Source organism: Kosakonia sp. CCTCC M2018092, from assembly GCF_003864115.1.
Taxonomy (GTDB): Bacteria; Pseudomonadota; Gammaproteobacteria; order Enterobacterales; family Enterobacteriaceae; genus Kosakonia; species Kosakonia cowanii.
This window is the reverse complement of record NZ_CP034225.1, coordinates 350,755-364,199: the sequence shown is the minus strand read 5'-3', so window position 1 is coordinate 364,199 and position 13,445 is coordinate 350,755. Positions and strand designations below refer to the sequence as shown.

The following is a 13,445-nucleotide window of genomic DNA, read 5'->3' as shown; positions in this document are numbered from 1 at the left end:
AGGCGGCGGCGCGGTGAACGCAGGGTTAGCGAGGCGCGGGAGCCGGGCGATAGAGCGCCAGTAGCTCATCCACTTTTTTACGCGTCCCGCCATTACTGCTGATACTGCGTCGCACTTTCACCACGTGCAATTTCGCCTGACTGTACCATTCACGCGTCAGCAGCGTGTCATGGTTGGAAATCAATACCGGGATTCGGTTCTGCACCAGGCTCTCCGCAATCGCGGCAAGATGAGCCTGCTGCTCAAGGGTAAAGCTATTGGTATGGTACGCCGTAAAGTTGGCTGTCGCAGAGAGCGGCGCATAGGGCGGATCGCAATAGACCACCGAGTTCGCATCCGCGCGCGCCATACTCTCGGCGTAAGATTCGCAGTAAAAGAAGGCATTCTGCGCTTTTTCTGCAAAGTGGTACAACTCCGCTTCCGGGAAGTAGGGCTTTTTATAGCGCCCGAACGGCACGTTAAACTCCCCGCGCAGGTTGTAACGACACAGACCATTGTAGCCATGCCGGTTAAGGTATAAAAACAGCAGCGCGCGCCGGAACGGCTCCTGGCACTGGTTAAACTCCTGACGCAGCTGGTAATAGACTTCGGACTGGTTCACCGCGGGCACAAACAGCGCGCGCGCGTGGTGAACATACTCATCAGGGCGCTCTTTAACGATGTTATAGAGGCTGATTAAGTCGCTGTTGATATCTGCAAGGATATAGCGGGAGTAGGAGGTGTTGAGAAACACCGAGCCCGCGCCAACGAAAGGCTCGATGAGGCACTCTCCCTTGGGCAAGTGCCTACCGATATCGTCGAGCAGGGGGTATTTCCCCCCTGCCCATTTTAGAAAAGCGCGATTCTTTTTCATGCTGACTGATTACTTACACTCTCTCCGGCTGTGGAGAAAGCTCCGACAGCATCCTGCGCTTTACACATTACTTCAGATCGGCCTGAACCTGATGCAGCGGCTTCGCCCACGGGTTTTTCGCCTGCACATCCGCTGGCAGCGCGGAAACGGCGCGTTTAGCATCATCTTTCGAGGCATAGACGCCGCTCACCAGCACATACCACGGCTGACCGTTACGCGTTGTCTGGTAGACCACGAAGTTTTTCAGGTTCTCTTTCTTCGCCCACGCATTGAGGTTGTTGTAGTTCGATGAACTGCTCAGCTGCAGGGTGTAGTGGTTACCCGGAGCCGACTTCAGCGCACCGACATTGCCGGTAGAAGCCGTGCCGCTGGCAGCAGGTGCGCTGCTTGCGCTCGCCGCCGGAGCCGTGGTTTTCGGCTGAGCCGGTGTGGATGCGGCCGTTGACGTTGACGGTGCTGCTGTCGACGTTGTCGCAGGCGCTTTCACTGGCGCAGAAGCGGTGCTTTCCGTGCGCTTCGGCGGTTGAGCAACCGGGCGGGATTCCGCTTTCGGCTCGCTTTTCGCTACCGGCGTTTTGGCGGCTGGCTTCGGCTCAATCACCATCTGCTTGCGTTCGTTACGCGGTGCCGTAGTCCGGCTTTCACCGGACGCTGGCTGCTGCTGATTACGCGCGGCGTTGGAATTGCTGTTGCCATTGCCGTTATGAATCGGTGCAACCGTTGCTGGTTCGGTCGGCAGCGTCGAACTGGCCGCGCTATCAAGCTGTGTCTGGCCCTGCGGTTGCGACAGTGCGCTGTTAAGATCGCCCTGCACTTCTACACGATTTTGCCCTTCCGGCGTAGCGGATGGCTGGCCTTGCGACGGCGTCGAGGAGATCGGCGGCAGCGTCACATCCTGCTGAGCCGGTGCGCTGCCTGCGTTCTGTGCCTGAGACGGCGACGCGCCCGGTGCGGGCTGTGCGCCATTTGCCTGATCGGCGGCGTTGCCGCTGTTACCGGCAGTGTTGTTCGTCGCGCCGAGATCGATATTTTTCTCGCCCGACGTGTTTTGTTCGTTGTTTGCAGGCGCGGGGGATTTCAGCGCAGAGCCGATGCCAATAATCAGCAGCAGTAACACCAGAATACCGACGCCCATCATCACATACTGGCGGGACGCTGGCTTCGCAGCGGCAGCGGCTTTCTTACGCTTACGCGGGCGACGCTCCTGCGGCTCCTCGTCCAGAGCGGCTTCATCTTCTTGATAGCTCTCCTCTTCGCGCTCATCACGCACCCGGCGCGAACGCGCAGGACGGCGATCGTCGGCATCAACATCAACCTCATCAAAGTTGATCTGCGGCTCATCGACACGCTCGGAAGATTGACGAGAACGACCAGTACGACGATCGCTGGGATCGGGTTTCAGCTCGTCTTCTGGTTTGAATTCATCCATTTAACACCCCACACAAAGGCGTATGCCACTGATGCATATCGCCCGAAGTTAAACGCCACGCAGCGCGTGAACAGACCTTTCTTATCGTTACGCCTGCTGGCAATCAGCAATAGCGCTAAGTACTACGTCGTGCGACACTCCGCCGCGAACTTCACTCTTCCCTATGGCCAGCGGAAGCACTAAACGCAGCTCTCCCGCTAACACTTTTTTATCGCGCATCATGTGCGGCAGGTAAGCCTGCGCCGCCATTTCACGCGGACCCTCAACGGGTAAACCGGCGCGTTTTAACAACGCTTTGATGCGCTGCGTATCTGCTGCGCTAAACTGCCCGAGGCGTTCTGACGCGTGTGCCGCCATCACCATTCCGGCAGCGACGGCTTCGCCGTGAAGCCAGTTACCGTAGCCCATCTCCGCCTCAATCGCATGGCCGAAAGTATGTCCAAGATTGAGTAAAGCACGTAAGCCGTTTTCGCGCTCATCGGCGGCAACGACATCCGCTTTCAGTTCGCAGCAGCGACGGATACAGTAAGCCAGCGCCGCGCCATCAAGGCGCAGCAGAGCGTCCATATTCTCTTCCAGCCAGCTAAAGAACGCGCCGTCGAGAATAATGCCGTATTTGATCACTTCCGCAAGACCGGAGGAGAGTTCACGGGCAGGTAGGGTTGCCAGGCAGTCGAGATCGACCACAACGGACGCGGGCTGATAGAACGCGCCAATCATGTTTTTGCCAAGGGGGTGGTTTACCGCCGTTTTACCGCCAACGGAGGAGTCAACCTGAGAAAGGAGCGTGGTCGGCACCTGGATAAAGCGCACGCCGCGCTGATAGCTGGCCGCAGCAAAACCGGTCAAATCGCCGATTACGCCGCCGCCGAGCGCGACCAGTGTGGTATCGCGCCCATGAGGTTTTTGCAACAGTGCGGTGAACACCGTGTCCATCACCGCCAGGCTTTTGTACTGCTCGCCGTCAGGCAGGATCACGCTATCGACATTAACGCCGGCCTGTTCCAGCACGCTACGCACCTTATCAAGGTAGAGCGGTGCCAGGGTTTCGTTGGTGACCAGCATAACCTGATCACCAGACTTCAGGGGCGCGAAGGAAGCTGGGTCGTTAAACAAACCAGCCGCGATGGTGATAGGGTAACTACGTTCCCCGAGAGTAACGGTGATCCTCTCCATGACGCGACATCCACCTTAGTTGCTTAAACCTACAGGCCGTCTATTAAGCCTGATTTAGTTGCTTTCCAGCATATGAATAATCTGGTTCGCCACCACTTTCGCGCTCTGATCGTCAGTACGAATGGTCACGTCGGCAATCTCTTCATAGAGCGGATTGCGTTCGTCGGCCAGCGCTTCCAACACTTCACGCGGCGGCGCGTCCACCTGCAGCAGGGGACGTTTTTTATCACGTTGAGTACGTGCCAGTTGCTTCTCGATAGTGGTTTCCAGATACACCACTACACCGCGGGCGGAGAGACGATTACGGGTTTCGCGGGATTTCACAGAGCCGCCGCCGGTCGCCAGAACGATGCCCTGCTTCTCCGTCAGCTCATTGATGATCTTTTCCTCGCGATCGCGGAAACCTTCTTCACCTTCAACATCGAAGACCCAGCCCACATCAGCTCCGGTTCGTTTCTCAATCTCTTGATCAGAATCGTAAAATTCCATATTGAGTTGTTGAGCTAACTGACGCCCAATAGTGCTTTTGCCGGCACCCATAGGCCCAACCAGAAAGATATTGCGTTTCTCTGCCATTTTTTCGGTACTACTAAGACTATTCGTTGATGATAAACCCGCTTCGCAAACGTACGGCGTAGCAGGACATGAACTGAAACCTCATATGCGATAGTGCGAGAGTCAGATCGAAAATTATCTCAGTACTCCGGCTTGTTTGGCAACTGAATAAACACGTTATCCCTCTTACCGCCCTTTATTATACGGAGACCGCTGACACTCAAATCGGTACTCCTTGTAAGCTAAATCATCTCCCACGTCAAACACCTGGGCCAAGTTACGGCGAAAAAGGGGCGTTACGGCAGATTTAATGTACCGCTGCCAGCCTGGGGGTAATAAAGACCACCAGTTCGCGGCGATCTCCCTCTTTTGCCTCCTGACGAAACAGACGACCAAAGCCGGGAATAGCGCCAAGACCCGGAACCTGGGCTCTGCCGTTACGCTTCTTTTGCGAGAAGATACCACCCAATGCCAGCGTTTCGCCGCTTTTCACCTCTACCACGGTTTCAATCTCCTGCTTATCAATCGCCAGCGCTTCGCCTCCGGCCTGTTGCAGTACCTGGCCGGGCATATTCTGGCTAATGCGTAACTTCAGGCGTACCCGCCCATCGGGCAGCACCGTTGGGGTCACTTCCATGCCCAGCACCGCTTCTTTAAACTCAACCGCCGTATTGCCGCTCTCCCCATTTGCCACCTGGTAAGGAATTTCACTCCCCTGCTTGATGCTTGCGGGCTGCAAATGTGAGGCCAGCAGGCGCGGGCTGGCGATAATCTCCAGTTGCTGCTTTTGTTCCAGCGCGGAAAGCTCAAGCTCGAGAAGACGCGCATTGATGCTGCCGATATTAAAGCCGATGCGCGTCGTGGCGCTGGCGACGCTGTGATCTGCCGCCAGAGTACTCACCTGCCCGCGCATGGCCGCTGGCTCTTGCCCGAGCCCCCACTTCACGCCAAGCTCGCGCAGGCTTTTTTCATTAATAGTGACGATCCAGGCCGCCAGTTCGACCTGCTCAACGGGCAGATCCATCTGCGCGACCCACTTTTCCAGCGCGGCGAGGCTCTCTTTATTATCACGTACCAGTAAGCGGTTAAGGCGCGCATCGACGGTGATGCTCCCCTGGGCACTGATAAGCTTCTCTGCGGCTTTTGCCAGCTCGGCGGCATTCGCGTGGCGTAACACAATGCCGCGCGTCAGCGTTGGTGCACTCTTTTTACGCCGCGCCTGCTCCGCCTCGCGCTCCGCCTGCTTCTGCTGCTGCCACGATGCGGTATGCACCTGCCAGATAGCGCCCTGTTGGTTCAGAGTTAACCCTGCGCTGGCCGCGACGGTCTGCATCGCCTGTAACCAGGGTACTTCCGTCAGGCTAAGAGAGACGACACCGCTCACCTCCGGCGGGATAACAATATTCTGTTTTTCCAGCGTCGCCAGCGCCTGCAGCACCTGCGCGACCGGCACCTCGTCAACGCTCATCGTCACCAGAGGCGTAGCTCTGACAAAGGCCAGCGGCAGACTAAAGAGCACGACGCTCGCTATCCATTTTCTCATCCTGAGTTCCTTTTCGTTTCCAGCGCCATGTTGAGGGGGCGCACGCCTTCCCTGTTGCTATCTCTGTCTCATCTGTTTCGATGGCGATAACACGCCAGCCGGGTGACAGCGTGTCGCCCACGCGCACCCGGTGCCAGCGCCCCGCCGCATCGCGGATGATGGCCAGCCGCTGCCCGCTTTCAATAACACCGTACAGCTGCCAGGCGCGGAGTTGCCCAATCTGGCAGCGATCCGGTGGGGGCTGAAAAGGATCGCGCATACCGCACAGCACAGTGACGATCCCAAAGGTAAAAAGCAGGCGTTTAACCATCATCGTCATGCTCCAGTTGCAGTGTAAAACGCAGCCCGTTTTCGCTGGCGGAGAGGGAAAATGCCGGGATCTGCATACCGCGCTCCGCCAGCAGTGAAAAGGTCTCCACGGCCTGCGGCCAGCGGCTTTCCAGCACCAGTTCACCGCCGCCCTGCATCGGCTGCCAGCGCAACAGTTGCCGCGACTGGCCGTGAAAGTCGAGCGGGCTAAAACGGCGTACCTCTGTGGGACCGTTTTGCTCTTCAGGCGGCGCCAGCGCGCGGAGCTTTCGCCACTCGGCCTGTAATTCCGGCTGGAGCACGCTCTGCTGGCGGAGCGTAAGGCGTTGCGCCTGATTGAGCGGTCGGATGGCGAACCACCCAATAAGCAGCACGCCGCTAAGCGTTACGGCCAGCCAGCAGATCGCCCGCATACGGGGCGAAAGTGCGAGCCACACGTCAGGGTTTAGCGCCATCGACCTGCTCCCGGCTCAGCTGATAGGTGAATTGCCACAGCCCCTGCCCATCGCGCGAGGCGCTTCCCATCGGCAGAAGATGAAACCCCGCCACCTTTTGCAGCCGCGGCTCGAACTCGCGCAGCGCGCTGACGGCGCGCGCCAGCCCGTGGATTTCAAGCTGGTTCTGCCGCCAGCGCAGCTCTGTCAGCCAGGCGTTTTCCGGTAGCGCAGCCGCAAGGGTGAGCAGCGTTTGCCGCCAGGCGGTTGTTATCTGCCGCCGACGTGCTTTCTCCTGCGCCTGCTGCCACAGCTGTTGCCGCAGACGGAGCGGCTCTTCTTGTGCATGCAGCGCCGCCAGCAGTGCCCTATCCGCCGCGAGCCAGAGTGTACCGCTACGCCCGGCCTGAGCGCGCTGCGCATGCCACAGCGTACAGCCCAACGACAGGCTCACCACGCTTAACGCCGCTATCGCCATCCAGAAGCGCAAACAGCGCCGCCGCTGCAGCTGCCGCCACGGCATAAAATTGACCATAGGGCGCATTAGTACCCCCTGGCGATCGCCAGCCCCAACGCAACGGCATAGCGCTGGCTTGCATCCGGTAGCGGCGGCTGGCGCGACGGCACTGCGCCCCAGCAGTCAAACTCACCCGCGCCTTCGCCACATTGGATAATTTCATCCGGGGGAAGCGCGAGCAGTGCGCCAAGCTCCGTGACATCTTGCGCCTCTTCACGTGCTCGCCGCCCCCAGCTCTCTTTGGTCGCCCAGAGCCACTGGCGCTCATCGCACCAGGCAAGACAGCGCGCCGGTGCCGCTAACGAGGGCAGCAGCGGCTGAAGGGCACAGGCATCGGGCGTGATGGAGGAGAGATGGAGTGAAAGCTGCTGCGCGATCTCCAGCAGCGCGGCGATATCCCGGTTCTGCGCCGCGGTCACGCCGTAGCTTCTGACGGGCTCATCCTCAGTGAAGTCGAAGCAGAGATCGCTTTGCGCCATCTCCAGCTCGCGCGCCATCGCCTGTGAAACCCAGCTGGTCAGCGCAGGTTCACGCAGCGTCACCGCCGGGCGCGGCAATCTTCGCTGTAGGGTTTGTCCGGCAGGAAAAGCGATACGCGCGCAGTGGCGCTGCGGCAAAGCATGACGCCAGGGGCGCAGAGCATCAAGCAACTGCTCCGGTGCCTTAATCCGCCCCTGAACCACCGCGCCACTGGGCAGCGGAAGGTGCCACCAGCGGCGCAGCGCCCGCCCGTAACGCCCGGCGGAAAGCGCCACGATAAAGACGCCATCCTGTTGAATATGCACACCAATTTGCCAATGCCTGAATGTCATAAATTACGATCTCCTTATCGTCTCGCTGGCGGACGCTATATCAATGCTCAAGGCTTGCCTTTATACTACCGCGCGGTTGTTTATAAACTGCCCAAGTGACTCTAAATGGGAAATCTCCAGTGAAGTTCGTAAAGTATTTATTCATCCTTGCAGTCTTTTGCATTCTGTTGGGAGCAGGCTCGATTTACGGTCTGTACAAATATATTGAGCCGCAGTTACCTGACGTCGCCACGCTGAAGGATGTCCGGCTGCAGATTCCAATGCAGGTCTATAGCGCCGACGGCGAGCTGATCGCGCAGTACGGTGAAAAGCGCCGTATCCCGTTGACGCTGGATCACATTCCGCCGGTAATGGTGAAAGCCTTTATCGCTACGGAAGACAGCCGCTTTTATGAGCATCACGGCGTCGACCCGGTCGGGATCTTCCGTGCGGCCAGCGTGGCGCTCTTCTCCGGCCACGCCTCTCAGGGCGCAAGTACCATTACGCAGCAGCTGGCGCGTAACTTCTTCTTAAGCCCGGAACGCACGATGATGCGTAAAATCAAAGAGGTGTTCCTGGCGATCCGCATTGAGCAGCTGCTGAGCAAAGACGAAATTCTCGAGCTCTACCTCAATAAAATTTATCTCGGCTACCGCGCTTACGGCGTGGGTGCGGCGGCGCAGGTCTACTTTGGTAAAAGCGTTGACCAGCTCACCTTAAGCGAAATCGCAGTGATTGCCGGGCTGCCGAAAGCACCCTCTACCTTTAACCCGCTCTACTCTCTCGAACGTGCTACCGCGCGACGTAACGTAGTGCTGGCGCGTATGCAGAGCGAAGGGTATATCAGCGAGCAGCAGGCTGATGAAGCCCGTAGCGAAGCTATCGATGCCAATTACCATGCGCCGGAAATCGCCTTCTCTGCCCCTTATCTCTCTGAGATGGTGCGCCAGGAGATGGTGAGCCGCTACGGTGATAAAGCCTACGAAGATGGTTACCGCGTTTACACCACCGTCACACGTAAAGTGCAGCAGGCCGCGCAGGATGCGGTACGTAATAACGTGATGGATTACGACATGCGTCACGGCTATCGCGGGCCGTCGAACGTGTTGTGGAAAGTGGGCGAAGCGGCGTGGGAGAGTAAAAAGATCACGGACTCTCTGAAAGCGCTGCCAACTTACGGACCGCTCTCGCCTGCCGTTGTTACCAGTGCAAACCCGCAGGAAGCGACCGCAATGCTGGCGGACGGTTCAACGGTCTCGCTGAAGATGGAAGGTGTGCGCTGGGCGCGCCCTTACCGCTCGGATACGCAACAGGGCCCGACGCCGCGCAAAGTGACCGATGCCGTTCAGGTGGGTCAGCAGATTTGGGTTCGCCAGGTTGGCGACAGCTGGTGGCTGGGACAGGTGCCGGACGTCAACTCAGCGCTTGTGTCGATCAACCCGCATAACGGCGCAGTAATGGCGCTGGTGGGTGGTTTCGATTTCAACCAGAGCAAGTTCAACCGCGCCACACAAGCGCTGCGCCAGGTGGGTTCGAACATCAAACCGTTCCTTTATACCGCTGCGATGGATAAAGGCCTGACGCTGGCGAGCATCCTTAACGATGCGCCGATTTCGCGCTGGGATGCGGGTGCGGGCTCCGACTGGCGGCCGAAGAACTCGCCGGATGAGTATGCCGGGCCGATCCGTCTGCGCCAGGGTCTGGGGCAATCGAAAAACGTGGTGATGGTACGCGCGATGCGTGCGATGGGCGTTGATTACGCGGCGGAGTATCTGCAGCGTTTTGGTTTCCCGGCGCAGAACATTGTGCATACCGAATCTTTAGCGCTCGGCTCTGCCTCCTTTACTCCGCTGCAGGTGGCTCGCGGTTATGCGGTGATGGCCAACGGCGGCTTCCTGGTTGATCCCTATTTCATCAGCAAAATCGAGAATGTTCAGGGTGATAAGCTGTTTGAAGCGCGTCCGAAAGTCGCCTGCGCCAGTTGCGATATTCCGGTGATTTACGGCGAAACGCCGAAGTCGAACGTGCTGGAAAACAAGGATATGGAGAACGTCGCGACCTCGCAGGAGCAGCAAAACCCTGCCGTCCCGATGCCGCAGCTGGAGCAGGCAAACCAGGCGCTGGTTGAACGCACCGGCGCGGAAGAGTATGCGCCGCACGTCATCAGTACGCCGCTCTCCTTCCTGATCAAGAGCGCGCTGAACAGTAACGTCTTCGGTGAACCGGGCTGGCAAGGTACCGGCTGGCGCGCGGGTCGCGATCTAAAGCGCAATGATATCGGCGGCAAAACCGGCACCACCAACAGCTCGAAAGATGCCTGGTTCTCAGGTTATGGTCCGGGCGTGGTGACATCGGTGTGGATTGGTTTTGACGATCACCGCCGCAACCTCGGCCGCACCAGTGCTTCCGGCGCGATTAAGGATCAGATCTCCGGCTATGAAGGCGGCGCGAAGAGTGCGCAGCCGGCATGGGATGCTTATATGAAAGCCGTGCTGGAAGGCGTTCCGGAAGATCCGCTTACGCCGCCGCCGGGCGTGGTGACGGTCAATATTGACCGCAGTACCGGGCAGTTAGCCAACGGCGGTAGCAGCCGTCAGGAGTACTTTATCGAAGGAACACAGCCGACTCAGCAGGCGGTTCATGAAGCGGGCACCACGCTTATCGATAATGGCGAGACGCACGAGCTGTTTTAACGCAGCCGCTGGACAGAGATGTAAAAAGGGCGCTTTCGCGCCCTTTTCTTTTATTGATTGCTGCGGTTAAAGCCGCCCCTGCCCTTTGAGCCACTCACGCACTAAGAAGAGCGCGCTGACATTGCGGGCTTCATGGAAGTCGGGGTCTTCAAGCAGGTCCATTAAATGCTTTAACGGCCAGCGCACCTGCGGCAGCGGCTCAGGCTCATCGCCCGGGAGGGATTCAGGATAGAGATTTTCCGCCACCAGGATATTCATTTTGCTGGAGAAGTAGGAGGGCGCCATGCTCAGTTTCTTCAGAAAAGTGAGCTCGTTCGCGCCAAATCCAACCTCTTCCTTTAGCTCGCGGTTGGCCGCTTCATATATATTTTCACCCTCGTCGATCAGGCCTTTGGAGAAGCCCAGCTCGTAGGATTCTGTGCCGACCGCATATTCGCGGATCAGAATCAGGTGATCGTCGATGATCGGCACAATCATCACCGCTTCACGATTAGAGGGACGCATGCGTTCATAGACCCGACGCACACCGTTGCTAAATTCCAGATCCACGCTTTCGACGTTAAAAAGTCGTGACGAAGCCACGGTTTCGACGTTGAGAATGGTGGGTTTTTGCAATGATTTGCTCATTATTATCGGTCTTTGCAGAGAAACTTTCGTTATTGTGCGACACTACGCACGCCCTGGGCAATCTCCTTTGCCGCTTATTTACATTCTTGCAACCTATCTGAAATCAATTCGCATTTTCACTAAAAAGTCAATAGCTTGAAATAAAACTAAGAATTTGCTGATATTCCCGCCAGGGTGCTTTTGCTATTCTTCCCAACGATGGTATGCGCTTAAAAATACTCAAGTTAATTTCTTGCTTATCGCGGCCAACCACATTAGATATTTACGGGAAGGGTGCAACTGACTACACCTGTTTGAAAAAGTAAGATGGGGAAAGCATGAGCACCATTTTGATTTTTTTAGCTGCTATGCTGGCCTGCGCATTCCTCGCCGGATGGATTTACAGGTACAGGTCGCAACGTCGATACCGACTGCCTTATTTACCGGCATTCTCCGGCGCGACGGCTCGCAAATTGACTCCAGAAGAGCGCGACGCCGTCGAACGCTACCTGGAATCGCTTTCCCGTACCCAAAATACCCCTGGCCCGACTGGTGCGACTGCCGCTCCTGTCCCAATTAAACTTACAGCACACAGTAATACGGTGCTGTTTGTCGCTCATCCCATCACGCGCTACGGCATCACAACCGACGCGCCGAATAAATGGCGCTACTACCTGGACTCCGTCGAGGTCCATCTCCCGCCATCATGGGAGCAATATATTAATGATGAGAATAATGTTGAGCTGATTCGCACCGACTCCATGCCGCTGGTGATTGCTCTTAATGGGCACACGCTTAGCGAATATATGTATGAAGAGCGCGGCAGCGAACTGCAGCATATTGGCTCAACCCATTCGGCGATCCGCGGTGAAGAGAGTGAGCAGATTGAGCTGCTCAATATTCGCCGCGAAAGCCCCTATGAACATACGCTGAACCGCCCGGATGGCATGCGCGAAGCGCTGCTGATCTGCGCCTCATTCCTGATGTTCTTCTTCTGCCTCGCGTCGCCGGAAGTCTTTGTTCCGTGGATGGCGGGCGGCGGCGTGTTGCTGCTGGCGGCCGGGCTATGGGGGCTTTATGCGCCGCCAGCAAAAAACACGCTGCGAGAAATCCACTGTCTGCGCGGGACGCCAAAGCGCTGGGGGCTGTTCGGTGAAAATAATCAGGAGCAGATGAACAACATCTCGCTCGGTATTATCGATCTGATTTATCCAAAACACTGGCAGCCCTTTATCACCCGCGATCTGGGCCAGCAAACCGATATCGATATCTATCTTGATCGTCACGTCGTGCGTCAGGGGCGCTTTTTGTCACTGCATGACGAGGTAAAAAATTTCCCGCTTCAGCACTGGGTGCGCAGCGCGGTGATCGCGCTCGGCTCGCTGGTGGTGCTGGCAATGCTGCTCATCTGGGTGCCGCTGGATATGCCGATCAAATTCACCGTTTCATGGATCAAAGGCGCGCAGACCGTTGAAGCCAGCAGCGTCAATCAGCTTGAAGCCGCTGGGCTGCGCATTGGCGATACGCTGCGCATCAGCGGTACCGGGATGTGTAACATCCACACGCAGAGCAACTGGGCCTCGCGCCAGACGTCGCCGTTCACGCCGTTCGACTGCTCGCAGATTATCTGGAATAACGCCCCTCCCCTGCCGTTGCCGGAATCGGATATTGTGACCAAAGCCACCGCGCTGGCGCAGGCAGTCAGCCAGCAGCTGCATCCGACCACGGAAGAGGATTCCCGCGTCAGCCCGGTGTTACGCTCCGCCATTCAAAAATCCGGCATGGTTCTGCTGGATGATTTCGCTGATATCGTGCTGAAAACACAGGAGCTCTGCTCGGCTGAAGATGAGTGTCTGCGCCTGAAGAATGCGCTGGTAAACCTCGGCAACAGCAAGGATTGGGAGACGCTGACCAAACGCGCCAGCGAAGGTAAGCTTACCGGGGTGAACGTTCTGCTGCGCCCGGTGAGCGCAGAGTCCCTCGACAACCTGGTCACCACTTCAACCGCGCCGTTTATTATGCGTGAAACCACACGCGCGGCGCAGGCGCTGAACAGCCCGGCACCGGGCGGCTTTTTGATTGTTAGCGAAGAGGGTAATGAACTGGTCGATCAGCCGTGGCCGCCGATGGCGCTCTACGACTACCCGGCGCAGGAGCAGTGGGCCGAGTTCCAGCGCCTGGCGCAGATGCTGATGCAGACGCCGTTCCACGCTGAGGGGATCATCACCAGCCTTGTGACCGATGCCAACGGCACCAAACATATCAGCCTGCACCGCATGCCGGATGCCGCCGGTTTGTGGCGCTATGCCGCGACAACCCTGCTGCTGGCAGCAATGCTCATATCCAGCATCTACAATGGCGTGCTGGCACTGCGCCGCTACCAGCGTAACCGCACGCGTATTGAAGAGATCCAGCAGTACTACGAAAGCTGCCTGAACCCCCGCCTCATCCCCAGCGAAGATAGCCTCGGCTGATAACGATCTGCTGCGCGAGCTGTGTTAACCTTTCGCGCAGATTTTTCTCTGGCTGGAGCCCTTCT

12 protein-coding genes are annotated in these 13,445 nt (G+C 57.7%); 2 read left to right on the top strand and 10 right to left on the bottom strand.

What is annotated here, in order from left to right:
- Positions 1–25: 25 nt before the first annotated feature.
- The 9 genes from dam to EH164_RS01605 all read right to left on the bottom strand — a co-directional run bounded on the left by dam (position 26) and on the right by EH164_RS01605 (position 7,628).
- Positions 26–853, bottom strand: a complete 828-nt coding sequence (gene dam, locus EH164_RS01650) for an adenine-specific DNA-methyltransferase (protein ID WP_023482009.1) — start codon at positions 851–853, stop codon at positions 26–28.
- A gap of 67 nt (positions 854–920) precedes the next feature.
- The gene (gene damX / locus EH164_RS01645) at positions 921–2,282 is read right to left on the bottom strand and encodes a cell division protein DamX (protein ID WP_124967126.1); all 1,362 of its coding nucleotides are present in this window, start codon (positions 2,280–2,282) and stop codon (positions 921–923) included.
- Positions 2,283–2,369: 87 nt separating this feature from the next.
- Entirely contained in the window at positions 2,370–3,458 is a 1,089-nt protein-coding gene (gene aroB, locus EH164_RS01640) for a 3-dehydroquinate synthase (protein ID WP_124967125.1), read from the bottom strand.
- A gap of 54 nt (positions 3,459–3,512) precedes the next feature.
- The gene (gene aroK / locus EH164_RS01635) at positions 3,513–4,034 is read right to left on the bottom strand and encodes a shikimate kinase AroK (protein WP_002920267.1); all 522 of its coding nucleotides are present in this window, start codon (positions 4,032–4,034) and stop codon (positions 3,513–3,515) included.
- Between the two features lie 286 nt (positions 4,035–4,320).
- Positions 4,321–5,556: a DNA uptake porin HofQ gene (gene hofQ / locus EH164_RS01625; protein ID WP_124967124.1), complete on the bottom strand. Its 1,236-nt coding sequence runs from the start codon at positions 5,554–5,556 to the stop codon at positions 4,321–4,323.
- Positions 5,522–5,869: a HofP DNA utilization family protein gene (locus EH164_RS01620; RefSeq protein ID WP_124967123.1), complete on the bottom strand. Its 348-nt coding sequence runs from the start codon at positions 5,867–5,869 to the stop codon at positions 5,522–5,524. Before EH164_RS01620 ends, hofQ begins: the two co-directional genes overlap by 35 nt.
- A complete protein-coding gene (locus tag EH164_RS01615) occupies positions 5,859–6,320 on the bottom strand; it encodes a hypothetical protein (RefSeq protein ID WP_241174997.1) in 462 nt (153 codons plus the stop codon). The genes EH164_RS01620 and EH164_RS01615 overlap by 11 nt, the downstream gene beginning before the upstream one ends.
- On the bottom strand, positions 6,304–6,843 hold the full coding sequence (locus tag EH164_RS01610; RefSeq protein WP_124967122.1) for a PilN domain-containing protein: 540 nt from the start codon (positions 6,841–6,843) through the stop codon (positions 6,304–6,306). The genes EH164_RS01615 and EH164_RS01610 overlap by 17 nt, the downstream gene beginning before the upstream one ends.
- Complete coding sequence (locus EH164_RS01605; protein WP_124967121.1) at positions 6,843–7,628, bottom strand: DNA utilization protein HofM; 786 nt, start codon at positions 7,626–7,628, stop codon at positions 6,843–6,845. Before EH164_RS01605 ends, EH164_RS01610 begins: the two co-directional genes overlap by 1 nt.
- A gap of 119 nt (positions 7,629–7,747) precedes the next feature.
- On the opposite strand from EH164_RS01605, the gene mrcA reads away from it, so the two are divergent.
- Entirely contained in the window at positions 7,748–10,300 is a 2,553-nt protein-coding gene (gene mrcA, locus EH164_RS01600; protein ID WP_124967120.1) for a peptidoglycan glycosyltransferase/peptidoglycan DD-transpeptidase MrcA, read from the top strand.
- A 66-nt stretch (positions 10,301–10,366) separates the two neighbouring features.
- Here the strand turns inward: mrcA and nudE are convergent, their stop codons facing one another.
- Positions 10,367–10,927, bottom strand: coding sequence for an ADP compounds hydrolase NudE (nudE, locus tag EH164_RS01595; RefSeq protein WP_124967119.1), 561 nt, complete (start codon positions 10,925–10,927; stop codon positions 10,367–10,369).
- Positions 10,928–11,244: 317 nt separating this feature from the next.
- Between nudE and EH164_RS01590 the strand changes: the two genes are divergently transcribed.
- Complete coding sequence (locus EH164_RS01590) at positions 11,245–13,380, top strand: intracellular growth attenuator family protein (RefSeq protein WP_124967118.1); 2,136 nt, start codon at positions 11,245–11,247, stop codon at positions 13,378–13,380.
- The last annotated feature ends 65 nt before the right edge of the window (positions 13,381–13,445 follow it).

Excerpts from the sequence above, each read along its gene's own strand:
- dam (WP_023482009.1), bottom strand. The coding sequence starts at position 853 with ATGAAAAAGAATCGCGCTTTTCTAAAATGGGCAGGGGGGAAATACCCC.
- damX (WP_124967126.1), bottom strand. The coding sequence starts at position 2,282 with ATGGATGAATTCAAACCAGAAGACGAGCTGAAACCCGATCCCAGCGAT.
- aroB (WP_124967125.1), bottom strand. The coding sequence starts at position 3,458 with ATGGAGAGGATCACCGTTACTCTCGGGGAACGTAGTTACCCTATCACC.
- aroK (WP_002920267.1), bottom strand. The coding sequence starts at position 4,034 with ATGGCAGAGAAACGCAATATCTTTCTGGTTGGGCCTATGGGTGCCGGC.
- hofQ (WP_124967124.1), bottom strand. The coding sequence starts at position 5,556 with ATGAGAAAATGGATAGCGAGCGTCGTGCTCTTTAGTCTGCCGCTGGCC.
- EH164_RS01620 (WP_124967123.1), bottom strand. The coding sequence starts at position 5,869 with ATGATGGTTAAACGCCTGCTTTTTACCTTTGGGATCGTCACTGTGCTG.
- EH164_RS01615 (WP_241174997.1), bottom strand. The coding sequence starts at position 6,320 with ATGGCGCTAAACCCTGACGTGTGGCTCGCACTTTCGCCCCGTATGCGG.
- EH164_RS01610 (WP_124967122.1), bottom strand. The coding sequence starts at position 6,843 with ATGCGCCCTATGGTCAATTTTATGCCGTGGCGGCAGCTGCAGCGGCGG.
- EH164_RS01605 (WP_124967121.1), bottom strand. The coding sequence starts at position 7,628 with ATGACATTCAGGCATTGGCAAATTGGTGTGCATATTCAACAGGATGGC.
- nudE (WP_124967119.1), bottom strand. The coding sequence starts at position 10,927 with ATGAGCAAATCATTGCAAAAACCCACCATTCTCAACGTCGAAACCGTG.
- EH164_RS01590 (WP_124967118.1), top strand. The coding sequence starts at position 11,245 with ATGAGCACCATTTTGATTTTTTTAGCTGCTATGCTGGCCTGCGCATTC.